Here is a 22,988-nt window from a genome sequence, read left to right as displayed (position 1 = left end):
TCTTCGGAACGGCCCGCGCTCAGACGCTTGCGCTCAAGGATTGATGGTTGTCGAAACCATCATGGCCGTTCCGAGCTATCAACCAAGCATCGCCCTGCCAGCAACTTCAGCCTGTCGCCTAACCTTTGATAATGTTCGGAAACTTTCCTTTCAGAGGGATCCGATCAGTTTTTTCAATCGAAACTCGCTGGATACGCGGTTATTTATGCGCTAGTATTTTCGAAAATGAACATTAATGTTCGAATTCAAATACCAAAGAAACACGAGGCTTGCCGATGCCCACTTCTACCTTGCCCGCGCGCCCTCTCTCCGAGGTTTACGATATCGCCGTCATTGGCGGTGGGATCAACGGTGTTGGAATTGCCGCCGACGCGGCAGGTCGCGGCTTGTCCGTGTTCCTTTGCGAAAAAGACGACCTGGCCAGCCACACCTCGTCGGCCAGCAGCAAGCTGATCCACGGCGGCCTGCGCTACCTCGAACATTACGAATTCCGCCTGGTGCGCGAAGCCCTGGCCGAGCGCGAAGTGCTGTTGGCCAAGGCACCGCACATCGTCAAGCCCATGCGGTTTGTCTTGCCCCATCGCCCGCACCTGCGACCGGCCTGGATGATCCGCGCCGGCCTGTTCCTCTATGACCACCTGGGCAAACGGGAAAAGCTCCCTGGCTCGCGCAGCCTGAAGTTCGGTGCCGACAGCGATCTGAAACCCGAGATCAGCAAAGGCTTCGAATATTCCGACTGCTGGGTCGACGATGCGCGCCTGGTGGTACTCAACGCCATGGCCGCCCGTGAACAAGGCGCCCATATACACACCCAGACCCGTTGCGTCAGTGCTCGCCGTAGCAAAGGCCTGTGGCAACTGGAGCTGGAGCGGAGCGACGGCAGCCTGTTCTCCATCTCCGCCAAGGCCCTGGTGAACGCCGCCGGCCCCTGGGTCGCCCAGTTCATCAAGGATGACCTGAAACTAGAGTCGCCATACGGCATCCGCCTGATCCAGGGCAGCCACCTGATCGTACCCAAGCTGTACGAAGGCGAACATGCGCACATTCTGCAGAATGAAGACCAACGCATCGTCTTCACCATTCCTTACCTCGACCAGTTCACCCTGATCGGCACCACCGACCGTGAGTACACCGGTGATCCGGCCAAGGTCGCAATCACCGAAGGCGAAACTGACTACCTGCTGCAAGTGGTCAACGCCCACTTCAAGAAGCAGCTGAGTCGCAGCGATATCCTGCACAGCTACTCCGGTGTTCGTCCGTTGTGCAACGACGAATCCGACAACCCTTCGGCGGTGACCCGCGACTACACCCTGGCCCTGTCTGCCAATGGCGACGAAGCGCCACTGCTGTCGGTGTTCGGCGGCAAGCTGACCACCTACCGCAAGCTGGCGGAATCGGCCATGGCCCAGTTGGCGCCCTACTTCAAACAGGCCAAACCGAGCTGGACCGCCACCGCGACATTGCCCGGCGGGGAGAATATGAGCACGCCACAGGCCCTGTCCGAAGCCATCCGCAAGAAATTCGACTGGCTGCCCAGCCAGATCGCCCGCCGCTGGGCCAGTACCTACGGCAGCCGTACCTGGCGCCTGCTGGAAGGTGTACAGAGTTTGAGCGACATGGGCGAGCACCTGGGGGGCGGCCTCTATACCCGCGAAGTGGATTACCTGTGCAGTGAAGAATGGGCGACAAAGGCCCAAGACATTCTCTGGCGCCGGAGCAAACTGGGCCTGTTCACCACGGCATCGCAACAGCAGCAGTTGGAAGATTACCTGCAGAAAGTCGAACACAATCGCAGCAAGATCAAAGCGGCCTGATCGCACAAGCCAATAAACGCCCCTGCGCCGCAAGGTTCAGGGGCGTTTTTTATGAAAGCGTGATCCGCGCCGAGGCGGCGACACAGGCCAAGACCGTTCGGTTTTCCGAACTACCGGCCGACAGGGATTCGGATAACCGGATAAAACGCCTCAAAAACCTTGCCAATCGATATTTAATTCCCTTTAAAATCAATGATTTGATCAAGATCAACAGGACTGGCACGACTCATGCTCTACACTGAGCGACGAATGTCTGTCGTGCCAACACGTCAGGAGCCGTCAAGGCATTCGCTGTATAAAAGAGCCGTCGAACTGGCTTCATAAAAAAAACAAATGTCGAGGAAATACTGATGCGCATTGTTCCCCACCTGTTGGGCGCAGCTATCGCTGCCGCTCTGATTAGCACTCCAGTTTTCGCTGCCGAACTCACCGGCACACTGAAGAAAATCAAAGAGTCCGGCACCATCACCCTCGGACATCGCGACGCTTCCATTCCGTTTTCCTACATCGCTGATGCTTCCGGCGTGCCAGTGGGCTACTCCCACGACATCCAGTTGAAGATCGTCGAAGCCATCAAGAAAGACCTCGACATGCCTGACCTCAAGGTCAAGTACAACCTGGTGACCTCCCAGACCCGCATCCCGCTGGTACAGAACGGCACCGTGGACATTGAGTGCGGCTCCACCACCAACAACGTCGAGCGTCAGCAACAGGTCGACTTCTCTGTCGGCATCTTCGAAATCGGTACCCGCCTGCTGTCCAAAAAGGACTCGGCCTACAAGGATTTCGCTGATCTCAAAGGCAAGAACGTCGTAACCACCGCCGGTACCACGTCCGAGCGCATCCTCAAGTCGATGAACGCCGACAAGCAGATGGGCATGAACGTGATCTCCGCCAAAGACCACGGTGAGTCGTTCCAGATGCTGGAATCGGGCCGCGCCGTGGCCTTCATGATGGACGACGCACTGCTGGCTGGTGAAATGGCCAAGGCCAAGAAGCCGGGCGACTGGGCCGTGACCGGTACCCCACAATCCTACGAAATCTATGGCTGCATGGTTCGCAAGGGCGATGCCCCATTCAAGAAAGCCGTGGATGACGCCATCGTCGCCACCTACAAATCGGGCGAGATCAACAAGATCTACGACAAGTGGTTCCAGTCGCCGATTCCACCAAAAGGCCTGAACCTGATGTTCCCGATGAGCGACGAGCTCAAGGCCCTGATCGCTCATCCGACCGACAAAGCGGCTGACGAAAAAAAGTCCTGATACCTGACTAACCTTATCTCCTGAAGGGGCCCCTGCCCCTCCAGGAGTCTGTCACTACCTGCTGGCATATTTTGGAGACACTCGAACCGGTGGCTGTCGAGCCGATCGTGTGTGCCTGACCGTCATGGTCAGGCGGGAACGGACGTCCCCAGGCGGGTGCTTGTACATCGAACGATTTGAGGGGTAACCCTAATGAATTACAACTGGGACTGGGGCGTGTTCTTCAAGTCCACCGGCGTGGGCAGCGAGACCTATCTCGACTGGTTCATTTCCGGCCTGGGCTGGACCATCGCCATCGCCGTGGTGGCCTGGATCATCGCACTGCTGCTGGGCTCGATCCTGGGTGTCATGCGTACCATGCCGAACCGCTTGGTGTCGGGCATCGCCACACTCTACGTGGAGGTTTTCCGTAACGTCCCCCTGCTGGTGCAACTGTTCATCTGGTACTTCCTGGTGCCCGACATGCTCCCGCAGAACCTTCAGGATTGGTACAAACAGGACCTCAACCCGACCACCTCGGCCTACCTGAGCGTGGTCGTGTGCCTGGGCCTGTTCACCGCCGCCCGGGTTTGCGAACAGGTCCGCACCGGTATCCAGGCACTGCCTCGTGGCCAGGAATCCGCCGCTCGCGCCATGGGTTTCTCGCTGGCGCAGATTTACTGGAACGTGCTCTTGCCCCAGGCCTACCGGATCATCATTCCGCCGCTGACCTCGGAATTCCTCAACGTCTTCAAGAACTCCTCCGTGGCGTCGCTGATCGGCCTGATGGAACTGCTGGCCCAAACCAAGCAGACCGCCGAGTTCTCGGCCAACCTGTTCGAGGCCTTCACCCTGGCCACGTTGATCTACTTCACCTTGAACATGAGCCTGATGCTGCTGATGCGCCTGGTAGAGAAAAAAGTCTCGGTCCCCGGCTTGATCTCCGTGGGAGGTAAATAATGGAACTCGACTTCTCAGGCATCATCCCGGCCATTCCCGGCCTGTGGAACGGCATGCTGATGACCCTCAAGCTGATGGTCATGGGCGTGATTGGCGGGATCATCATTGGCACCGTGCTGGCCCTGATGCGCTTGTCCCACAACAAGCTGCTGGCGAACCTGGCGGGCGCCTATGTCAACTACTTCCGCTCGATCCCACTGCTGCTGGTGATCACCTGGTTCTACCTGGCCGTGCCATTCGTGCTGCGCTGGATCACCGGCGAAGACACCCCGATCGGCGCATTCACCTCCTGCATCGTGGCCTTCATGATGTTCGAAGCGGCGTACTTCTGCGAAATCGTCCGCGCGGGCGTGCAGTCGATTGCCAAAGGCCAGATGGGGGCCGCCCAGGCGTTAGGCATGAGCTACGGTCAGACCATGCGCCTGATCATCCTGCCCCAGGCGTTCCGCAAGATGACCCCTTTGCTGCTGCAGCAGAGCATCATCCTGTTCCAGGACACCTCCCTGGTGTACACCGTGGGCCTGGTGGACTTCCTCAACGCCTCGCGTTCCAGCGGCGACATCATCGGCCGCTCCAATGAATTCCTGATCATCGCTGGTCTGGTCTATTTCACAATCAGCTTTGCCGCCTCGCTGCTGGTCAAGCGTCTGCAAAAAAGGTTCGCCGTATGATCTCTATCAAGAACATCAACAAGTGGTATGGGGACTTCCAGGTGCTGACTGATTGCAGCACCGAGGTCAAAAAAGGTGAAGTGGTGGTGGTCTGCGGACCCTCCGGCTCCGGCAAATCCACCCTGATCAAATGCGTCAACGCCCTTGAACCCTTCCAAAAAGGCGACATCGTGGTCGACGGCACATCGATTGCCGATCCGAAGACCAACCTGCCGAAACTGCGTTCTCGCGTGGGCATGGTGTTCCAGCATTTCGAGCTGTTCCCGCACCTGACCATCACCGAGAACCTGACCATCGCGCAGATCAAGGTGCTGGGCCGCAGCAAAGAAGAGGCCACCAAGAAAGGCCTGCAACTGCTGGATCGCGTCGGCCTCGCCGCCCATGCCCACAAGCACCCGGGCCAGTTGTCCGGCGGTCAGCAACAGCGCGTGGCCATCGCCCGCGCCCTGGCCATGGACCCGATCGTCATGCTGTTCGACGAACCCACCTCGGCCCTCGACCCGGAGATGGTTAACGAAGTGCTGGACGTGATGGTGCAACTGGCCCAGGAAGGCATGACCATGATGTGCGTGACCCACGAAATGGGCTTTGCCCGCAAAGTGGCGAACCGGGTGATTTTCATGGACCAGGGCCAGATCATCGAGGACTGCCAGAAAGAAGAGTTCTTCGGTGATATCAGCGCCCGCTCCGAGCGTGCGCAGCACTTCCTCGAGAAAATCCTCCAGCACTGAAGCGCTCGCGCGGCTACTACCCGTGTGGCAAGGGCGCTGGCTCTCGCTGGATCGCCTGGCGCCCCCCCACCGGCCAATGCGTACGAGCTGACACCTCGCATTGGCCGGTCTGCGGCGGCTTGGCAGCCGAGCGGGAGCCCGCGCCCTCGCCACGCTGGTTGACCCAAGGCATCTGTGATGAAATGCGACCCCACTCTCTATCGCGCCACGCCGCCATCACTCGCCGTGAAACCCCGTTTGATCCGCCACCTGTTCCTACCGCCCCTGGTTATCGCGCTGATGATCGGCCTGGGCTATGCCGGTTTCTGGATCAGTGAACACAACGGTATTCGCAACCTCAGTGAAAATGGCCAGCGCCAGTTGGAGCTGCATGCCCGTGCCGTAGAAAGTGAGATCAGCAAGTACACCTACCTGCCCAGCTTGCTGGAACTGGAATCCAGTGTGTCGCGGCTGCTGGCCGATCCCTCGCCGGAACACCGGCAAACCGTCAACCAATACCTCGAAGGCTTGAATCGCCGCAGCCGCAGCCGGGCCATCTATGTCATGGACACCACCGGCCGGGTGCTGGCCACCAGCAACTGGCGCGACGTCGACAGCTACCTGGGTGAAGACCTGTCGTTCCGCGCCTATTTCCAGAACGCGGTGCGCGGCCACCCCGGGCGCTTCTACGGCATCGGCAGCACCAGCGGCGAACCCGGCTACTACCTGGCCCATGGCCTGGAAGAACAAGGCAAGATCATCGGCGTGGCGGTGGTCAAGGTGCGCCTGGAAGCCCTGGAGGAGCGCTGGCAGCGGGCGCGCCTGGAGGCCTTCGTCAGTGACGAGAACGGCATCATCATCCTCTCCAGCGATCCCGCGCGGCGACTGAAGTCGGTCCGTCCCCTGAGCGATGCAACCAAAGAGCGCCTGGCCCGCAGCCTGCAGTACTACTGGTTTCCCCTCAACGAACTGGAGCCCCTGGCCCGCGAACGCCTGGACGAAGGCGTGGAGAAGCTGACCTTCCCGGCCAACACCGAGCTGGTGTCCAACGAACAGGAAATCAGCTACCTGTCCCAGACCCGCCCACTGAGCGACACCCCCTGGAATTTCACCCTGCTCACGCCCCTGCAAGACCTGCGCCGCGAAGCCATCAACCAGGGCATCCTGGTGGCCGTGGCCTTTGCCCTGGTGGCGTTCCTGCTAATCGCCTGGAATGAGCGGCGCAAGGTCATCGCCACCCGTCTGGCCGCCCGTGAAGCCCTGCAACAAGCCAACAGCCAGCTGGAGCGGCGGATCACCGAACGCACCGCCGACCTGCGAGCCAGCAACGAACGGCTCAAGGGCCAGATCCGCGAACGCCGCCAAGCCGAGGAAACCCTGCGCCGGGCCCAGGACGAACTGGTCCAGGCCGGCAAGCTGGCGGCTATCGGCCAGATGTCCACCAGCATCGCCCACGAACTCAACCAACCGCTGGCGGCGTTGCGCACCTTGTCCGGCAACACCGTGCGCTTCCTTGAGCGCGGCGCCCTGGACACCGCCAGCGCCAACCTCAAGACCATCAACGAGCTGATCGACCGCATGGGCCGCATCACCGCCAGCCTGCGCTCCTTCGCCCGCCGTGGCGACGACCAGGGCCAGGCCAGCCTCGACAAGGCGGTGGATGCGGCCCTGCAAATCCTCAATGCACGCCTGGAACCCTTGCCCCTGCAACTGCACCGCGACTTCAGCGAACAGACCCTGCAGATCGACCAGACCCGCCTGGAGCAAATCCTGGTCAACCTGATCGGCAACGCCCTGGATGCCATGCAGGCGCAGCCGGCGCCGGAACTGTGGCTGGAAGGCGAACCCGGCGACGGCAAATACCGCCTGCGAGTGCGCGACAACGGCCACGGCATCGACGCCGAAGCGCGCAAGCACCTGTTCGAACCGTTCTTCACCACCAAACCCGGCGAGCAGGGCCTGGGCCTGGGCCTGACCCTGTCCGCCAGCCTCGCCGCCGCCACCGGCGGCAGCCTGGGGGTGGAACATCCGGCAAGCGGCGGCAGCGCCTTTGTCCTCAGCTTGCCCCTGGCAAGCCCCACTCAAGCCGAGTCGATATGAACAACGAGCTGACCGTGCTGATCGTCGAAGACGACCCCCATGTCCTGCTGGGTTGCCAGCAGGCCCTGGCCCTGGAAGACATTCCCTGCATCGGTGTGGGCAGCGCCGAAGAAGCCCTGGCCCAAGTCGGAGACAACTTTCCCGGGATCGTAGTCAGTGACATCCGCCTGCCGGGCATCGACGGCCTGGAACTGTTGACCCGACTCAAAGCCCGGGATCGCAGCCTGCCGGTGGTGCTGATCACCGGCCACGGTGATATTTCCATGGCCGTGGGCGCCATGCAGAAAGGCGCCTACGACTTCATGGAAAAACCCTTCTCCCCCGAGCGCCTGGTGGACGTGGCCCGCCGCGCCCTGGAACAGCGAGGCCTGGCCCGGGAAGTGAGCTCATTGCGCCGGCAACTGGCCGAGCGCGACTCCCTGGAGGGCCGGATCATCGGTCGCTCGCCGGCCATGCAGAATTTGCGCGAGTTGATCGCCAACGTCGCCGATACCTCGGCCAACGTGCTGATCGAGGGCGAAACCGGCACCGGCAAGGAATTGGTCGCCCGCTGCCTGCATGACTTCAGCCGCCGTCACCAGCAGCAGTTCGTCGCCCTGAACTGTGGCGGCCTGCCGGAGAACCTGTTCGAAAGCGAAATCTTCGGCCACGAAGCCAATGCCTTCACCGGCGCCGGCAAACGCCGCATTGGCAAGATCGAGCACGCTCACCAGGGCACGCTGTTCCTCGATGAAGTGGAGAGCATGCCGATCAATCTGCAGATCAAACTGCTGCGGGTGTTACAGGAGCGCACCCTGGAACGCCTGGGCTCGAACCAGAGCGTGGCGGTGGATTGCCGGGTGATCGCCGCCACTAAATCGGACCTGGACGACATGAGCCGGGCCAATGAGTTTCGCAGCGACCTGTACTACCGCCTCAACGTGGTGACCCTGGAGCTGCCACCGCTGCGCGAACGCCGCGAAGACATCCTGCAATTGTTCGAACACTTCCTGCAGCAGTCGTCCCTGCGTTTTGACCGCGCGGTACCGGAGCTGGACAACCAGACCCTGTCGACCCTCATGAGCCACGACTGGCCGGGCAACGTGCGCGAATTGCGCAACGTCGCCGAACGCTTCGCCCTGGGCCTGCCGGCGTTCAAGAAGTCCGGCAGCATCGCCACCCAGGGCCTGGGTTTCGCCGAAGCGGTGGAAGCCTTTGAACGCAACCTGTTGAACGATGCCTTGCAACGCAGCGGCGGCAACCTGACCCAGGCCAGCCAGGAGCTGGGCATGGCCAAGACCACGCTGTTCGACAAGGTCAAGAAATACGGCCTGAGCCACTGACCCAAGGCGCAACAACACATGGATCTATTGTTGAAGGCCGCCCTCGGCGCGGCGGTCGTGGTGATTCTGGCGGCCCTGGCCAAGACCCGGAACTACTACATCGCCGGCCTGGTGCCGCTGTTCCCGACCTTTGCCCTGATCGCCCACTACATCGTCGGCAAGGGCCGCTCGCTCGACGACCTGAAGACCACCATCGTGTTCGGCATGTGGTCGATCATTCCCTACTTCGTCTACCTGGCGACCCTGTACGTGATGGTCGATCGCCTGCGCCTGGAAGCTTCCCTGGCCGTGGCCGCGGTGGCCTGGCTGATTGCCGCCAGCCTCCTGGTGAGCGTCTGGGTACGCCTCCACGCCTGAGCGGCTTCGCGTCAGCTTGCACAGCACGCCGCCGAGGCGCCCCCGGGCCGGCAATCCGCGAGCTGGCCCAACCCTTGCATTTACCCGGCAAAGCCCGCCCAGCCTGCGTTACAGCTTGAACGCGGAGTTTCTGGAGGGCACTGCCATGGGTAAATACCACCTTGAATATCCTAGATCTCGACCACAGCCTGACCGCTCAGGAGCCTATCGTCCGGCGCTTGAACAGCGGCCAGGCACGGCGCCTGGACCTGCTGGACCTGGGGCCCAAACTGCGGCTCTGGTCCACCGAGCGCACCTACCGTCACTTCCGCGAACGCCTGCGCCAGCGCCCCAGGCACATAGGCCCGCAACCGGAAATCTTCTTTGTCGGTTCCGGTGACTATCACCACCTGACGCCGGCGTTTCTCAGCGACCTGCCGGAGCCGGTGAGCCTGATCCACTTCGACAATCACCCCGACTGGGTCCGCCTGGCCCCGCGCCGACATTGCGGTTCCTGGATCAACCGGGCACTGCAACTGCCGACTATCCAACGCATTGTCACCCTCGGCCCGTGCAGCGAAGACCTGCACAACCCGCAACTGCGCGGCGGCAACGTCGGCGCCCTGAAGCACGGCAAGCTGCAGCTGTTTCCCTGGCAACACGCGCCATCCAAAGTCTGGGGCCGGGTCGGCGACGGCGCCGGACACCAGCAACAGGAAAACCACCTGTACTGGCGCAATCTGGCGGAGCTGGACTGGCCCGCCTTCCTCACCCAGATGATCGACAGCCTGCCCACCGAAGCGGTGTGGATCACCATCGACAAAGACGTGCTGGCCAGCGAAGACGCCGCGACCAACTGGGACCAGGGCGGCATGCGCCTGAGCCACCTGTTGCAGGCGCTGCGCGAGTTGGCGGCAGGCAAACGGATTGTGGGCATCGACGTCTGCGGCGAATTCGCCCAACCGGCCTTCAGCAACGCCTTTAAACGCTGGGAAGCCAAGTCTGATCAACCTCCGGCCGAACGCTGGAGCGCGGACGATCTGCTGCGCAACTCAGTGACCAACGAAGCCCTGATCTCACTGTTTGAGGAGCTGTTTCCGTGACCTTGACCGTTGTCTTGCTGGTGGCCTTGTCCATTGCCCTGGATGTGATCGGCCAGCTGTGTTTCAAGCTCGGCCTCGACCGCCTGCCGGAACTGGAGGGTGGTTTTCGCCTGAATGCCTTCTGGGGGCAGGTATTCAACGCCCCGCTGTTATGGGCCGGTATCGGTGCCTATGTGATCGAGTTTTTTGTCTGGCTCGAAGCCTTGTCCCGGGCCCCGCTGAGCCTGCTGTTTCCGGCCGCGGCCCTGGCCTATTGCGGGGTGGTGCTGGCGGGCAAGGTGGTGTTGGGGGAAACCGTCAGCCGCCGCCGCTGGCTCGGCACCCTGGTCATCACCACCGGGGTGATGCTGGTTTTCATCGCCAGCACCTGAGCCTTATTCAACGACTAGAAGGATACATTTCATGAGTTCGAACCACTCCCACGACTGGCTGCATGGGCGCTTGGGCACACTGGTGCTCTGGGCCTTGCTGATCGGTTTCGAGAGCGCCGGCCAGATTGCCACCAAGGTGGGGGGCGACCAATTAGGGCAGATGGATTTCAACCTGCAATGGCTGGCAGCCGTGGCCCTCAACCCCGGCGTGCTGCTGGCGATTGCCTGCTATATCGGCGCATTTTTCGTGTGGATGCTGATTCTGCGGCGGAGCAGCCTGTCCCTGGCCTTCCCCTTGAGCTCCCTGGTCTTTGTCGTGGTGCTGCTGGGCTCCTGGCTGGGCCTGGGTGAGCAGATCAGCCTGCTGCACTGGGTCGGGGTCTTGGTGATCATCGGCGGGATTGCCCTCCTGGCCGAGGGCGAGGAGGCCTGAAGGCCCTCTGCCGAATGCCCCGGGCGCCAGGGGGGTGAGGGCTGCGCAGGCCGGGGGGGCGACCTGCGGCACCGCGCCTCAGAACTTGTAGCTGACGGCGGTCTGCACCTGGCCCTGGTTGACTTCGCCACGCTGGCGAACAATGGAGCTGTCCGCTGCGGAGTTGACCAGACGGATCCAACTGGCGCTGGCCACCAGCGACCAGTTGTTGCCCAGCGGCACCTGGATGTTCTGGCTCAGGCTGAAGTACTGCAGGCCACCACCAGCGCTGTAGCGATCGATACCCGAAGCCAGGGCTTCCTTGGCGTTGACGCCATAGAAGGTCTGACTCTGGCGGGCGTCGGCAAAGCGCAGGGTCAGGCTGTTGCTGCCGATGATGCCCATGCCCAAGGGATAGCCGATTTCGCCTCCGACCTTGCCCAGCATACCGCCCTGGCCACCGGCACCGCCGACGGCCTGGCCCACGGCGGCGAACACTCGCCAGAAGTCGTCCGGGGCGTATTGCACGAAAGCCCCGACATCGGCCATGTCGCGCACATCCCGCAAGCCGCGCAGCTCACCATCGGCGTGACGTCCCTGCAGGTAGTTGATATAGGGGCCGGCGCTGAAACCATTGCCCTTGAACGCATCCCAGGTCAGACCATCGTCGGTACTGAGGCTGACATCACCCCAGTCCAGATCCAGGTACGGCAGCGGCACAGTGTCATAACGGCTGCCCGTGGGGTCATGGGGTTGGTAGCCGACACCCAGACCGAGTTCGCCCGTGATGTCGGAATCGGCAAAGGCACTACAGGCAACGGTCAGCGACAGCAGGCCGGCGAGTAAAGCGGGAGAAAAAAGCCGAGGCATGAATACGTTTCCTTGATCTGAACAGGCGCGCATCAATCACCAGAGCCGCCCTCGGATGCAAGCACTGATGTTGTTTGTAGGGACCTACAAAATTTGTAGCAAGAACCTTAAAAATCCCCGACACCTAGGGCCAAAGCCCCAGCCCTGCTGGGTTTTCCAGACTTGGCACAGTCCCTGCTCTAACCCTGCCGCAAGCGCAAAACAGCGTTCTTATTCAACAGGTAACAGCAGATGATGCACTGGCATATCGTATGTGACTTCGACGGGACCATCTCCCGCGCCGACGTGATCGATAACATTCTCCAACGCTTCGCCGACCCCAGTTGGGAAAGCATCGAGCAGCAATGGCTGGACGGTCACATCGGCTCCCGAGAATGCCTCAGTCGCCAACTGGCCCTGGTCAAGGCTTCGCCCGCCGAACTGCTGGGCTACTTCGACAGTGTCGAAATCGACCCGGACTTCCCCGACTTCGTCGATCACGTGATCGGCCTGGGCGCTTCCATCGAAGTGGTCAGCGACGGCATCGAGCAAGGCATCGCCCGCATCCTGGCACGCAACTACGTGACCCTGCTGCCGATCCTCGCCAACCGCCTGCGCCAGGTCGACCACAACAGCTGGCGCATCGACTTTCCCTACGCCAGCGACGCCTGCCGCGCCGCCTCCGGCAACTGCAAGTGCAAATCCACCCCACGGGGCAAGCGCGTGCTGGTGATAGGTGACGGCCAGTCGGACATGTGCGTAGCCGCAAGCGCCGACTTCGTGTTCGCCAAGGATCGTCTGGCCGACTACTGCGAGCGCAACAAGATTCCTCACGCACGGTTCGACGCCTTCGCCGAACTGCCGGCGCTGCTAGCCAAGCTGCCGAACAACGCCGCCAACGCACCCCATTTCTCCCTTGAAACCCAGGAACTCTTCCACCATGTCTGATATCCGCATCGCGACCGCCGAAGACCAGATCCTTCTGGAAAAGGAAGCCAAGTACTGCTCCTACGGCGATACCGTTCACTACATCGAGCCCCCGCGCATTTTCAGCCGCTGCGAAGGCTCCTACGTCTGGGACACCAGCGACCAGGCCTACCTCGACCTGCAGATGTGGTACTCGGCGGTGAACTTCGGCTACGCCAACCCGCGCCTGAATAACGCCCTGAAACAACAGATCGACACCCTGCCGCAGATTGCCAGCCAGTACCTGCACAAAGGCAAGATCGAGCTGTCGGAAATGATCGCCGTGGACGCCAAGAAGAAGTTCGGCCTGGACGGTCGCGTGCACTTCAACGTCGGCGGTTCGCAGTCGGTGGAGGACTCGCTGAAAGTGGTGCGTAACGCCACCAACGGCAAGAGCCTGATGTTCGCCTTCGAAGGTGGCTACCACGGTCGCACCCTGGGCGCTTCGTCCATCACCTCCAGCTACCGCTACCGTCGCCGCTACGGCCACTTCGGCGAGCGCGCGCAGTTCATCCCGTTCCCGTACCACTTCCGCGGCCCTAAAGGCATGACCAAGGAAGAGTACGGCAGCCACTGCGTGCAGCAGTTCGCCCGGCTGTTCGAGACCGAATACAACGGCGTGTGGGACCCGAAAGTCGGCCAGAGCGAATACGCCGCCTTCTACGTCGAGCCGATCCAGGGCACCGGCGGCTACGTGATTCCGCCGATGAACTTCTACAGCGAGCTCAAGCAGGTGCTGGACCAGCACGGCATCCTGATGGTGGTGGACGAAATCCAGATGGGCTTCTACCGCACCGGCAAGCTGTGGTCGATCGAGCACTTCGACGTCCAACCCGACGTGATCGTGTTCGGCAAGGCGCTGACCAACGGCCTCAACCCGCTGGGCGGCATCTGGGCCCGTGAGGAGCTGATCAACCCGGGCGTGTTCCCGCCAGGTTCGACCCACTCCACCTTCGCCTCCAACCCGCTGGGCACCGCCGTGGGCCTGGAAATGTTCAAGATGACCAGCGAAGTCGACTACGGTGCGATGGTCATGGAAAAGGGCAAGTACTTCCTGGCCGGCCTGCAAGACCTGCAGAAGCGCTACCCGATCATCGGTGACGTCGACGGCCTGGGCCTGGCGCTGCGCTGCGAGATCTGCACCACCGACGGCTTCACCCCGGACAAGGCGACCCTGGACTTCATGGTCGAGGAAGGCATGAAGGGCGACATCGAAATCGACGGCCAGCGCCTGGGCCTGATCCTCGATGTGGGCGGCTACTACAAGAACGTCATCACCCTGGCCCCGTCGCTGGAAATCAGCTACGCGGAAATCGATCTGGGCATCGCACTGCTGGACCGCCTGCTGGATCGGGCCATGAAGCGATGAGCGCCGCTGAGATCGATCTGGGCGAAGGCGACGCCGGCTTCGTTCTCGGCACGGGTCCGGTCGGGGTCTTGTTGATCCACGGCCTGACCGGCACCCCGACGGAACTGCGTCGGGTGGCCCAGGGCCTGGCCAAGGACGGAACATGCACGGTGTACGTTCCGACCCTGCCCGGGCACTGCGGGGACAACAGCGACCTGCAGGCCACCGGCTGGCAGGACTGGTACGAGGGCGTGCGCAAGACCTTCGCCGGTGTGCGGCCGCGCCACGAACAGGTGTTCGTCGGTGGCCTGTCCATGGGCGCGGTGATGTCCATGTACCTGGCCTCCGAGCATCCGGGGCAGATCAGCGGTTTGCTGATGTACTCCACCACCCTCAAGTACGACGGCTGGAGCATCAACAAGCTGGCGTTCCTGACCCCGTTGCTGATGAAGATTCCCTTTGGCGTGCACATCTGCCGTTTTGAAGAGAAACCGCCCTACGGCATCAAGAACGAGCGCCTGCGGGCCATCGTCGAAAAGCAGATGAAGGCCGGCGAAAGCAGCAATGCCGGACTCCTGACCATGGAAGGCGTGACGGTGCGCGAGTTGCACCGGATGAACGCCGTGGTCAAGAAACGCATGCCCTCGATCATGACCCCGGCGCTGGTGCTGCACGCCAGCGAAGACGACATCACCAGTACCTGGAACGCCGATTACGTGGAGCGCAGGCTGGGAGGCGCGGTGACCAAGATCCTTCTGGACAACTGCTATCACATGATCACCGTAGACCTGCAGTACCAGCGCGTGATCGAGCTAAGCGCCGACTTCATCCAGCAACGCGTAGTCCTGCCCGCCGTGCGCGAAGACTACCGAAAACTGGCGTGAATTAAGGAAAAGACGTGATTACCGCCCAAGCCTTTTCAACCATCCAGGCCATCGAACGCGGTGCCTGGAATGACTGCTTTGTACAAGCCCTGGAGGATTGGGACTACTACCTGGCGGTGGAAAAAGCCGCCGTCGCCAACTTTCAGTGGCGCTACCTGGCGATCTATGAAGGCTCGACACTGGTGGCAGTGGCGCCGGCCTTCACCACCCAGTACCGAGTCGACACGACAGTCTCGGGGCTGGCCAAGCGCTTTACCGAGCGCCTGGAGCGCCAGTGGCCCGGGGTCTTGCAGTTGCGCCTGTACGCCATTGGCTCGCCGGTGGCCGAACAGTGCAACGTCGGCATCGCCAGCCATGTGCCCGACGAACGCCGCCCGGCCTTGTTCGATGAGTTGCTCAAACTGGCCCGGCGTGACGCCGACAACTGCGGCATCGGCCTGATGGCGATCAAGGATGCCCCACGACACGATCAACAATGGGCCGACCGTTGCCGGGCCGCCGGCCTGCAAAGCATGCCGAGCCTGCCCAGCGCGCTGCTGCCAGTGCCCTTCGCCTCGATCGACGCCTATCTGGGCACCCTGGGCAAATCCACCCGCAAGGATCTGCGCCGCAAGCTCCGGGCACCAGGACCGCGCATCGAATGGCGCCAGCAGATCGACGATGTGCTGCCGGACATCATGCGCCTGTACGAAGCGACCCTGAAGCGCAGCGACCTGCAGTTCGAGCGCCTGCCAGCGGGCTACTTCACCGGCATTCTCGAACAGTTGGGGCCGCGCGCGGCCTGCGTTCTGTACTGGGTCGGCGAGCAGCTGGTGGCATTCAACCTGGTACTCGTCGACCCACACCGACTGATCGACAAGTTCTTTGCCCACGACCTGAACCTCACGCGTGAGCACAACCTGTATGTGCGCAGTTGGCTGGCCAATGTCGACTACTGCATCCAGCAACGGATTCCACTCTACGAGTGTGGTCAGGCCGGCTATGCCAGTAAATTACGCCTAGGCTGCCGCTTCACCGCTAACATGGTGTTCTTCCAGCACCGCAATCCCTTGATCAATGGGCTGCTCAAAGTGATAAAACGCTTTGTCCGCCCGGATCGCTCCGACCCCGCCATGGCCGCTGCAATAAGCGAAAGTACATGACCAGAAAAGATCGTCGTCCGCCCCGCCCTTTCGCCATCTCCCGCTGGAGCTTGCAACGCAAGCTGGTGCTGGCGTTCTGGTTGGTCAGTGTGATTCCCACCATGATTGCCGCCGAGTTGGCGGCCACCACGCTGTCGGAAATTTTCGACAGCAACGTGCGCATCTGGCTGCAGGAATCGACCAAGATCGTCGAGGACGAGATCACCCAGATCCTTCATGACAACGCGCGGATCGCCCAGCTGTTCCTGCGTTACACGCGTCCGCCCACCGATCGCCAGGCGGCCAAGCACGACAAACTCACCGCCGACATCGCCGACTCCATGGGCATCGACGTGGTGGCGCTGATTCGCAAGAGCGACCGCAAGGTCATGTTCACCACCGCCGCCGACGACGTGATCGGCCAGATCAGCACCGCCTCCAATGCCGTCCTGCAGACCATTCAGGTCGGCGGCGTGGCCACCGGGGCGGTGGTCTCGACCTTTCAGACCAACCTCGAGGGGGTCGACTATCAACTGCTGATCGCCACGTACCTGGACGCCAGCTTCCTCACCAGCGTGGCCGATGTGCATTCCCTGGACCTGCGCCTGTACCTGGCCAAGGCCGATGATTTTTCGGAGATCTTCGCCACCCAGCGCTTCGAGAACCATCCAACGCGAGTGCCACAAAAGATCGAAGACGTCCTGCGCACCACGCGCCAGCCCACCGAACAGTTCACCAACCGCTACAGCGGCCTGTACCGCCCGATCTTCAATGACAATGGCGATTTGGTTGGGGTGATTTTCAGCGGCCTGTTGCGTCACAGCAGCCTGGTGGGGCTGATCAACCAGAGCAACCTGTTCATCCTGATCTTTCTGCTCAGCTCGGCCGCCTCGCTGTGCGTTGGCTGGCTGGTGTCGCAACGCCTGACCCGGCCACTGCGGGGCCTGTCCAAGGGCGTGCAAGCGGTGACCGCCGGCGATTATCGGCAGCGGGTGCCGGTCATCGGAGGCGACGAACTGGCCGAGCTGAGCAGCACCTTCAACCACATGACCGAACGCCTCGGCGAGTTGCAGCACCTGGAAGCTCAATTGCGCCGCCGCGACCGCCTGCACGCCCTGGGCGAGGTGGCCATGGGCCTGGCCCACGAAATCCGCAACCCGCTGGGCATTATCAAGACCGCCACACAACTGCTGCACCGGCGCTCCAACCTGCCGGAAAACGACAAGCGCCACCTGGAATACGTGATCAGCGAGGTCAGCCGGATCAACGACCTGATCACCGACTTCCTCGACTTCGCCAAGCCCAGCGCACCGCTTCGCGCCACCCAAGCGGCGCGCCCCTTGGTGGAAGAACTGCTGGGTTTCTGCACCCCGGAATTGGCGACCCACAACATCGATGCACGCATCGAGGATCACGCACCGGGCGCCACCATCCACGCCGACGCGCGGCAACTCAAGCAGGCCTGCCTGAACCTGATCCTCAACGCCATCGACGCCATGCCCGAAGGCGGCCGCTTGACCCTGGGCATCGCCCAACAGGACGACGAAACCATCATCAGCATCAGTGACACCGGCCAGGGCATCGAACCGGACATGCTTGAGCGCATCTTCACGCCGTTCGTCACCACCAAGGCCTCGGGCACCGGCCTGGGCCTGGCCAAGGTGTTTTCGATCCTGGAAAGCCATGACGGGCACATCGAATGCGTCAGCGAAAAAGATGCCGGCGCCACGTTCAGCCTGTACATTCCGGCCAACGGTGACGAAGACGACGAGGACAGTGATGACGCATAACCTGCTGGTGGTGGACGACGAACCGAAACTCTGCGACCTGCTGTCCTCGGCCCTGAGCCAGAACGGCGTCCAGGTATTCACCGCGAGCAACGGCCTGCACGCCCTCAAGGTGCTGGAACAGGAAGACATCGACCTGGTGATCAGCGACTGGCGCATGCCCGGCATGGATGGCCCGCAACTGCTGGCGGAGATCAAGCTGCGCTACCCACAGTTGCCAGTGATCGTGATGACCGCCTACAGCACGGTGAAAAACGCCGTGCAGTCCATGCGCAACGGCGCCTACGACTACATCGCCAAGCCCTTCGACATCGACGAGTTGGACATCACCGTCAGCAAGGCCCTGCAATTTCGCGACATTCTCAAAGACAACCAACGCATGCGCGCCGAACTGGAAGAGGCGCAGCAATTCGACAGCCTGGTGGGCGACAGCCCGAGCTTTCGCCGGGTGCTGCAGGCCGTGGACTCGGTGCGCGATAGCAATGCCACGATCCTGCTGACCGGAGAAAGCGGCACCGGCAAGGAAATGGTCGCCCGGGCCATTCACAAGCACGGCAATCGCGCCGACAAACCCTTTGTCGCGGTCAACTGCGCGGCGATTCCCGAAGGTTTGCTGGAAAGCGAGATGTTCGGCCATCGCAAGGGCGCGTTCACCGGTGCCGTGGCCGACCGGATCGGGCGCTTTCAGCAAGCCGACAAGGGCACCCTGTTCCTTGATGAAGTGGGCGATATGCCCCTGGCCTTGCAGGCCAAGATTCTCCGTGCCCTGCAGGAGCGGGTAATCGAACCGGTGGGCGACCCCCGAGAGCGCAAGGTCGATGTGCGAGTGATCGCCGCGACCAATAAGAACCTGCTGGAAGCCGTGGCCAACAAAGAATTCCGCGAAGACCTGTATTACCGCCTCAATGTGTTCCCCATTCCCTTGCCGGCCTTGCGCGAACGGGTCGAGGACATCGCCCTACTGGCCCGGCACTTCGCCCACAGCCTGGGTGCCGCCGCTGGCAAGCGCATCACCGGGTTCAGCGCGCAGGCCCTGCAAGCCATGGCCAACTACGCCTGGCCAGGCAACATCCGCGAACTGCAGAACTGCGTGGAGCGCGCGACCATTGTCGCCACCGGCCAGGTCATCGCTGAAAGCGACCTGCCGGGCTACCTGTTCGGCGCCCCGTCGGCAGCCGCGCAAAGCAGCGCCGACTTCAGCGTCGGCCCTCAGGTGCCCAGCGATCTGGACGCCGCCCTGGCCGACGTGGAAAAAACCTACATTCTTGCTGCTCTGCAGCAGAGCAGTGGCGTGCAGGCCGCCGCTGCGCAACTGATCGGAATTTCCGAACGCAGCTTCTGGTACCGACTGAAAAAGCTCGGCATTCAAGTGGACAAGATCGTCCGCTAGAACACTGGGCCCTAGCGTCGGTCAGAACGTCAGAGTACGTTGCCCACTTCCAACGCGTCGATCTGCGCCCAGTGGGAGGTGTCTTCCCGGTGGTTTTGCAGGTACGGCAGCACCGCCGCCAGCAACGGGGCTTTGAAGGCTTCCTGAAATCGATGGGCCAACCCAGGAATCAACTTCAACTGACTGCCCTGGATCTGTGCCGCCAGGTGCACCCCATGCATCACCGGCAACAACGGATCAGCGGTGCCGTGCACCACCAGGGTCGGCACCCGCAGTTGCTTGAGCAGTGGTACCCGGCTCGGCTCGGCGAGAATCGCCATGATCTGGCGCTTGACCCCTTCCGGGTTGAACGAACGGTCATAGGCCTGCGCCGCTTGATGCAACAACACCTGACGATCATCCCTGACGTTCGGACTGCCCAATGCCGCCAGCAAATCCGCCTGTTGCTCCAGGGCCGCCTCACGGTTCGGCGCATTGCGCCGCGACAACAGTTGTACCAGCGCCGCATTCGGGGCCGGCAGGCCCTCGGCGCCGGAACTGGTCATGATCAGGGTCAGGCTTTCGATCCGCTGCGGCGCCATGGCCGCCAGGTGCTGAGCAACCATGCCACCCATGCTCGCTCCCAGCACATGGAACTGCTCAACGTGCAGCGCGGCCATCAACCCCAGGGCGTCATCGGCCATATCGGTCAAGGTGTAGGGCGCGGCCACCGGCAGGCCAAGCTTGTAGCGCAGCATTTCAAAGGTCAGGTTGGCGCTGGCCGGCGCCTGGCGCCAAGTGGACAGGCCGACATCGCGATTGTCATAACGGATCACCCGAAAACCCTGCATGCACAGGGCCGTCACCACCTCGTCGGGCCAGTGAATCAGTTGCCCGCCCAGCCCCATGATCAGCAGCAAAGCCGGATCGGAAGGACGGCCGATGCTCTGGTAAGCCAGGCTCACCTGAGGCAGATCGACCCGTTGCGTGGGAACGTTGACATCGCAGCGCGCGGCCGCAAAAGACGGCTGGCCGAGCAATAGCCCGGCCAGCAGGATGACAATGGAAAATAATCTTGCCCGCATGGAAACACCGAAACGCAGAACCCCAGTAGAGCGCGAGTCTGATGAACTTCGATGATTCGCGCTGCCACAGTTGCGTGACAGTTTGATGAAGATTGCCCAGCGGTCTTCAGCTCACCGCCCGGCGAAGAGGACCGAATGATCGCCTTCGCCGGCCAGCGCCCATGCGGGGAGCTTCAAGCCAGTTGGCTGCGCAGTTGCCGTGCCGCGGCCACCATGTTCACCAAGGCGGCTTCGGTTTCCGGCCAGGCGCGGGTCTTGAGGCCACAATCGGGGTTGACCCACAAGCGCTCGGCGGGAATGCGCTTGACCGCCTTGCTCATCAGCTTGACCATTTCGGCGGTGTCCGGCACCCGCGGCGAGTGGATGTCATACACCCCTGGACCAATGTCGTTGGGGTAGTCGAAGGCCTCGAAGGCTTGCAGCAGCTCCATGTCCGAACGGGAAGTCTCGATGGTGATCACGTCGGCATCCATGGCAGCAATAGACTCGATCACGTCGTTGAACTCGCTGTAGCACATGTGGGTATGGATCTGGGTTTCGTCCTTCACCCCGGAGGCGCTCAGGCGGAAGGCCTGCACCGCCCAGTCCAGGTACTCCTGCCATTGCGCCCGGCGCAGGGGCAGGCCTTCGCGGAACGCCGCTTCGTCGATCTGCACGATCTTGATCCCGGCCTGTTCCAGGTCCTGCACTTCATCACGCAGGGCCAGGGCCAATTGTTGCGCCTGCACCTTGCGCGACACGTCCTCGCGAGGGAAGGACCACATCAGCATGGTGACAGGGCCGGTGAGCATGCCCTTCATGACCTTGTTGGTCAGGCTCTGAGCGTACTGGATCCAGTCCACGGTCATCGCCTGGGGCCGACTCAGGTCGCCATAAATGATCGCCGGTTTGACGCAGCGTGAACCGTAGCTCTGGACCCAGCCGAAACGGGTGAACAGGTAACCGTCCAATTGTTCGGCGAAGTACTCCACCATGTCGTTGCGTTCGGCTTCGCCGTGAACCAGCACATCCAGGCCCAGGCGCTCTTGGATCTCCACGGCGTGGCGGATCTCACGGTGCATGGCATCGGTGTAGTCGTTGAGTGACAGCTTGCCTTGCTTGTGCGCCTGACGGGCCAGGCGGATCGATGAAGTCTGCGGGAAGGAGCCAATGGTGGTGGTAGGAAAGATCGGCAATTGCAGCCGCGCCCGCTGTTGCTCGATACGCAGGGCAAAGGGCGACTGGCGCTGGCTGTCGGCGGCGGTGATAGCCTTGATCCGGGCCTGGACCTGCGCTTTGTGGATCCGCGGCGACTGTGCACGACTGGCCTGCACCGCACGGCTTTGCGTCAGCGCCGCTTGCACCGCCGGAGCCTGGGGGTCATTCAGGGCGTCACGCAAAACGGAAATCTCACCGCACTTCTGCACGGCAAAGGCCAACCAGCTTTTAAGTTCGGCATCCAGTTGATCTTCCCGAGACAGGTCCACCGGGCTGTGCAATAAGGAGCAGGAACTGCTGACCCACAGGTTGTCGCCAAAACGCTCCTGGGCCACCTGCAGTTGCTGTAAGGCCTGCTCCAGTTCGCAGCGCCAGACGTTGCGCCCGTTGACCAGTCCCACCGAGAGAATCTTGTAGGTCGGCAGGCGATCCAAGACCTGACCCAGTTGTTCCGGGGCGCGCACGGCGTCGATATGCAGGCCATCCACTGGCAGGCCAACCGCTAGGCCGAGGTTGTCCTCCAGGCCACTGAAGTAGGTGGCCACCAGTTTTTTCAAGGGCGAGTACTGAAGGATGTGGTAGGCACGCTCGAAGGCGCTCTTCCACTCCTGGGGCAGATCGAGGGTCAGGATCGGCTCGTCGATCTGCACCCATTCCACGCCTTGGGCCTTGAGCCGGTTGAGGATCTCGCCGTACAGCGGCAGCAGGCGCTCCAGCAGGTCGAGCTTGTTGAAGGCGTTGCCTTTGGCCTTGCCCAGCCACAGGTAGGTCAAGGGACCGATGATCACCGGCTTGACCTGATGCCCCAACCCATGGGCTTCGTCGACCTCGTCGAACAACTGCTCCCAGCTCAACTTGAAAGCCTGGTCGGCGCTGAATTCAGGCACCAGGTAATGGTAGTTGGTGTCGAACCACTTGGTCAGTTCCTGGGCGTATTGCGCCTGCCCCTGCTCGCCGCAGCAACCGGTAGAAGCGCCACGGGCCATGGCGAACAGGGTGTCCAGGGTCGGACGGCCCTGGGCATCGCGGGCGCTGTCGAAACGCTCGGGAATGACACCGAAAGTCAGGGAGTGACTGAGCACCTGGTCGTACCAGGCAAAATCCCCCACCGGCAACAGATCGATACCGGCGTCTTTCTGCAACTGCCAGTGCCGAGCCCGCAACTCACGGCCGACCTGCTGCAGCGCGGGCTGATCCAGGTCACCCTTCCAATACGACTCAAGGGCTTTTTTCAGTTCGCGGTCAGCGCCGATGCGGGGAAAACCGAGGGTGTGGGCCAGTGCCATGGGTAAATGCCTCCTTGTAAAAGATGGCGCTATTGTCGACAGCCCATGCAACA

General features: G+C 61.9%; 20 protein-coding genes. 17 read left to right on the top strand and 3 right to left on the bottom strand.

The window, feature by feature from the left end; all coding sequences use genetic code 11:
- Positions 1 to 275 precede the first annotated feature (275 nt).
- From glpD to PLD_RS06995, 11 genes are all read left to right on the top strand, one after another.
- On the top strand, positions 276 to 1,814 hold the full coding sequence (gene glpD, locus PLD_RS07045) for a glycerol-3-phosphate dehydrogenase (protein WP_159891160.1): 1,539 nt from the start codon (positions 276 to 278) through the stop codon (positions 1,812 to 1,814).
- Between the two features lie 350 nt (positions 1,815 to 2,164).
- Positions 2,165 to 3,079, top strand: a complete 915-nt coding sequence (locus tag PLD_RS07040; RefSeq protein ID WP_159891158.1) for a glutamate/aspartate ABC transporter substrate-binding protein — start codon at positions 2,165 to 2,167, stop codon at positions 3,077 to 3,079.
- Between the two features lie 192 nt (positions 3,080 to 3,271).
- A complete protein-coding gene (locus tag PLD_RS07035; protein WP_159891156.1) occupies positions 3,272 to 4,018 on the top strand; it encodes an amino acid ABC transporter permease in 747 nt (248 codons plus the stop codon).
- The gene (locus PLD_RS07030; RefSeq protein ID WP_159891154.1) at positions 4,018 to 4,689 is read left to right on the top strand and encodes an amino acid ABC transporter permease; all 672 of its coding nucleotides are present in this window, start codon (positions 4,018 to 4,020) and stop codon (positions 4,687 to 4,689) included. The genes PLD_RS07035 and PLD_RS07030 overlap by 1 nt, the downstream gene beginning before the upstream one ends.
- The gene (locus tag PLD_RS07025; protein WP_159891152.1) at positions 4,686 to 5,420 is read left to right on the top strand and encodes an amino acid ABC transporter ATP-binding protein; all 735 of its coding nucleotides are present in this window, start codon (positions 4,686 to 4,688) and stop codon (positions 5,418 to 5,420) included. The genes PLD_RS07030 and PLD_RS07025 overlap by 4 nt, the downstream gene beginning before the upstream one ends.
- A 177-nt stretch (positions 5,421 to 5,597) precedes the next feature.
- Entirely contained in the window at positions 5,598 to 7,499 is a 1,902-nt protein-coding gene (locus tag PLD_RS07020) for a sensor histidine kinase (RefSeq protein ID WP_159891150.1), read from the top strand.
- Positions 7,496 to 8,821, top strand: coding sequence for a sigma-54 dependent transcriptional regulator (locus PLD_RS07015; RefSeq protein WP_159891148.1), 1,326 nt, complete (start codon positions 7,496 to 7,498; stop codon positions 8,819 to 8,821). The genes PLD_RS07020 and PLD_RS07015 overlap by 4 nt, the downstream gene beginning before the upstream one ends.
- A gap of 27 nt (positions 8,822 to 8,848) precedes the next feature.
- Complete coding sequence (locus PLD_RS07010; RefSeq protein WP_178116159.1) at positions 8,849 to 9,178, top strand: GlpM family protein; 330 nt, start codon at positions 8,849 to 8,851, stop codon at positions 9,176 to 9,178.
- A 161-nt stretch (positions 9,179 to 9,339) separates the two neighbouring features.
- A complete protein-coding gene (locus PLD_RS07005; protein WP_159891144.1) occupies positions 9,340 to 10,260 on the top strand; it encodes an arginase in 921 nt (306 codons plus the stop codon).
- Entirely contained in the window at positions 10,257 to 10,631 is a 375-nt protein-coding gene (locus PLD_RS07000) for a transporter (RefSeq protein WP_159891142.1), read from the top strand. Before PLD_RS07005 ends, PLD_RS07000 begins: the two co-directional genes overlap by 4 nt.
- Before the next feature lie 31 nt (positions 10,632 to 10,662).
- Positions 10,663 to 11,064 (top strand): EamA family transporter, encoded by a 402-nt coding sequence (locus PLD_RS06995; RefSeq protein WP_159891140.1) that lies wholly within the window; start codon positions 10,663 to 10,665, stop codon positions 11,062 to 11,064.
- 78 nt (positions 11,065 to 11,142) lie between these two features.
- Here the strand turns inward: PLD_RS06995 and PLD_RS06990 are convergent, their stop codons facing one another.
- Positions 11,143 to 11,913: a MipA/OmpV family protein gene (locus PLD_RS06990; protein ID WP_159891139.1), complete on the bottom strand. Its 771-nt coding sequence runs from the start codon at positions 11,911 to 11,913 to the stop codon at positions 11,143 to 11,145.
- A 231-nt stretch (positions 11,914 to 12,144) separates the two neighbouring features.
- Here PLD_RS06990 and PLD_RS06985 point away from each other — a divergent pair, with 231 nt between their 5' ends.
- Genes PLD_RS06985 through PLD_RS06960 form a run of 6 tightly spaced genes read left to right on the top strand, consistent with a single transcriptional unit; the run spans position 12,145 to position 19,388 of the window.
- Positions 12,145 to 12,840 (top strand): HAD-IB family phosphatase, encoded by a 696-nt coding sequence (locus PLD_RS06985; RefSeq protein ID WP_159891137.1) that lies wholly within the window; start codon positions 12,145 to 12,147, stop codon positions 12,838 to 12,840.
- On the top strand, positions 12,833 to 14,227 hold the full coding sequence (locus PLD_RS06980; protein ID WP_159891135.1) for an aspartate aminotransferase family protein: 1,395 nt from the start codon (positions 12,833 to 12,835) through the stop codon (positions 14,225 to 14,227). Before PLD_RS06985 ends, PLD_RS06980 begins: the two co-directional genes overlap by 8 nt.
- A complete protein-coding gene (locus PLD_RS06975; RefSeq protein ID WP_159891133.1) occupies positions 14,224 to 15,090 on the top strand; it encodes a carboxylesterase in 867 nt (288 codons plus the stop codon). The genes PLD_RS06980 and PLD_RS06975 overlap by 4 nt, the downstream gene beginning before the upstream one ends.
- 14 nt (positions 15,091 to 15,104) lie before the next feature.
- Complete coding sequence (locus tag PLD_RS06970; RefSeq protein WP_159891131.1) at positions 15,105 to 16,232, top strand: GNAT family N-acetyltransferase; 1,128 nt, start codon at positions 15,105 to 15,107, stop codon at positions 16,230 to 16,232.
- Positions 16,229 to 18,001, top strand: coding sequence for a HAMP domain-containing sensor histidine kinase (locus tag PLD_RS06965; protein WP_159891129.1), 1,773 nt, complete (start codon positions 16,229 to 16,231; stop codon positions 17,999 to 18,001). The genes PLD_RS06970 and PLD_RS06965 overlap by 4 nt, the downstream gene beginning before the upstream one ends.
- Positions 17,991 to 19,388 (top strand): sigma-54 dependent transcriptional regulator, encoded by a 1,398-nt coding sequence (locus tag PLD_RS06960; RefSeq protein ID WP_159891127.1) that lies wholly within the window; start codon positions 17,991 to 17,993, stop codon positions 19,386 to 19,388. The genes PLD_RS06965 and PLD_RS06960 overlap by 11 nt, the downstream gene beginning before the upstream one ends.
- 29 nt (positions 19,389 to 19,417) lie before the next feature.
- Here the strand turns inward: PLD_RS06960 and PLD_RS06955 are convergent, their stop codons facing one another.
- Positions 19,418 to 20,452: an alpha/beta fold hydrolase gene (locus tag PLD_RS06955; protein WP_159891125.1), complete on the bottom strand. Its 1,035-nt coding sequence runs from the start codon at positions 20,450 to 20,452 to the stop codon at positions 19,418 to 19,420.
- Positions 20,453 to 20,625: 173 nt separating this feature from the next.
- On the bottom strand, positions 20,626 to 22,935 hold the full coding sequence (gene metE / locus PLD_RS06950; protein ID WP_159891123.1) for a 5-methyltetrahydropteroyltriglutamate--homocysteine S-methyltransferase: 2,310 nt from the start codon (positions 22,933 to 22,935) through the stop codon (positions 20,626 to 20,628).
- Between the last annotated feature and the right edge of the window lie 53 nt (positions 22,936 to 22,988).

The organism is Pseudomonas sp. LD120, assembly GCF_009861525.1.
GTDB lineage: Bacteria > Pseudomonadota > Gammaproteobacteria > Pseudomonadales > Pseudomonadaceae > Aquipseudomonas.
Note: the sequence above shows the minus strand (reverse complement) of the source record. Positions and strands in the feature narration are given on the sequence as shown.

Excerpts from the sequence above, each read along its gene's own strand:
- PLD_RS07035 (WP_159891156.1), top strand. The coding sequence starts at position 3,272 with ATGAATTACAACTGGGACTGGGGCGTGTTCTTCAAGTCCACCGGCGTG.
- PLD_RS06955 (WP_159891125.1), bottom strand. The coding sequence starts at position 20,452 with ATGCGGGCAAGATTATTTTCCATTGTCATCCTGCTGGCCGGGCTATTG.
- PLD_RS06980 (WP_159891135.1), top strand. The coding sequence starts at position 12,833 with ATGTCTGATATCCGCATCGCGACCGCCGAAGACCAGATCCTTCTGGAA.
- PLD_RS06960 (WP_159891127.1), top strand. The coding sequence starts at position 17,991 with ATGACGCATAACCTGCTGGTGGTGGACGACGAACCGAAACTCTGCGAC.
- PLD_RS07040 (WP_159891158.1), top strand. The coding sequence starts at position 2,165 with ATGCGCATTGTTCCCCACCTGTTGGGCGCAGCTATCGCTGCCGCTCTG.
- PLD_RS07025 (WP_159891152.1), top strand. The coding sequence starts at position 4,686 with ATGATCTCTATCAAGAACATCAACAAGTGGTATGGGGACTTCCAGGTG.
- metE (WP_159891123.1), bottom strand. The coding sequence starts at position 22,935 with ATGGCACTGGCCCACACCCTCGGTTTTCCCCGCATCGGCGCTGACCGC.
- glpD (WP_159891160.1), top strand. The coding sequence starts at position 276 with ATGCCCACTTCTACCTTGCCCGCGCGCCCTCTCTCCGAGGTTTACGAT.
- PLD_RS07015 (WP_159891148.1), top strand. The coding sequence starts at position 7,496 with ATGAACAACGAGCTGACCGTGCTGATCGTCGAAGACGACCCCCATGTC.
- PLD_RS07030 (WP_159891154.1), top strand. The coding sequence starts at position 4,018 with ATGGAACTCGACTTCTCAGGCATCATCCCGGCCATTCCCGGCCTGTGG.
- PLD_RS06975 (WP_159891133.1), top strand. The coding sequence starts at position 14,224 with ATGAGCGCCGCTGAGATCGATCTGGGCGAAGGCGACGCCGGCTTCGTT.
- PLD_RS06990 (WP_159891139.1), bottom strand. The coding sequence starts at position 11,913 with ATGCCTCGGCTTTTTTCTCCCGCTTTACTCGCCGGCCTGCTGTCGCTG.
- PLD_RS06995 (WP_159891140.1), top strand. The coding sequence starts at position 10,663 with ATGAGTTCGAACCACTCCCACGACTGGCTGCATGGGCGCTTGGGCACA.
- PLD_RS07020 (WP_159891150.1), top strand. The coding sequence starts at position 5,598 with ATGAAATGCGACCCCACTCTCTATCGCGCCACGCCGCCATCACTCGCC.
- PLD_RS06985 (WP_159891137.1), top strand. The coding sequence starts at position 12,145 with ATGATGCACTGGCATATCGTATGTGACTTCGACGGGACCATCTCCCGC.
- PLD_RS06965 (WP_159891129.1), top strand. The coding sequence starts at position 16,229 with ATGACCAGAAAAGATCGTCGTCCGCCCCGCCCTTTCGCCATCTCCCGC.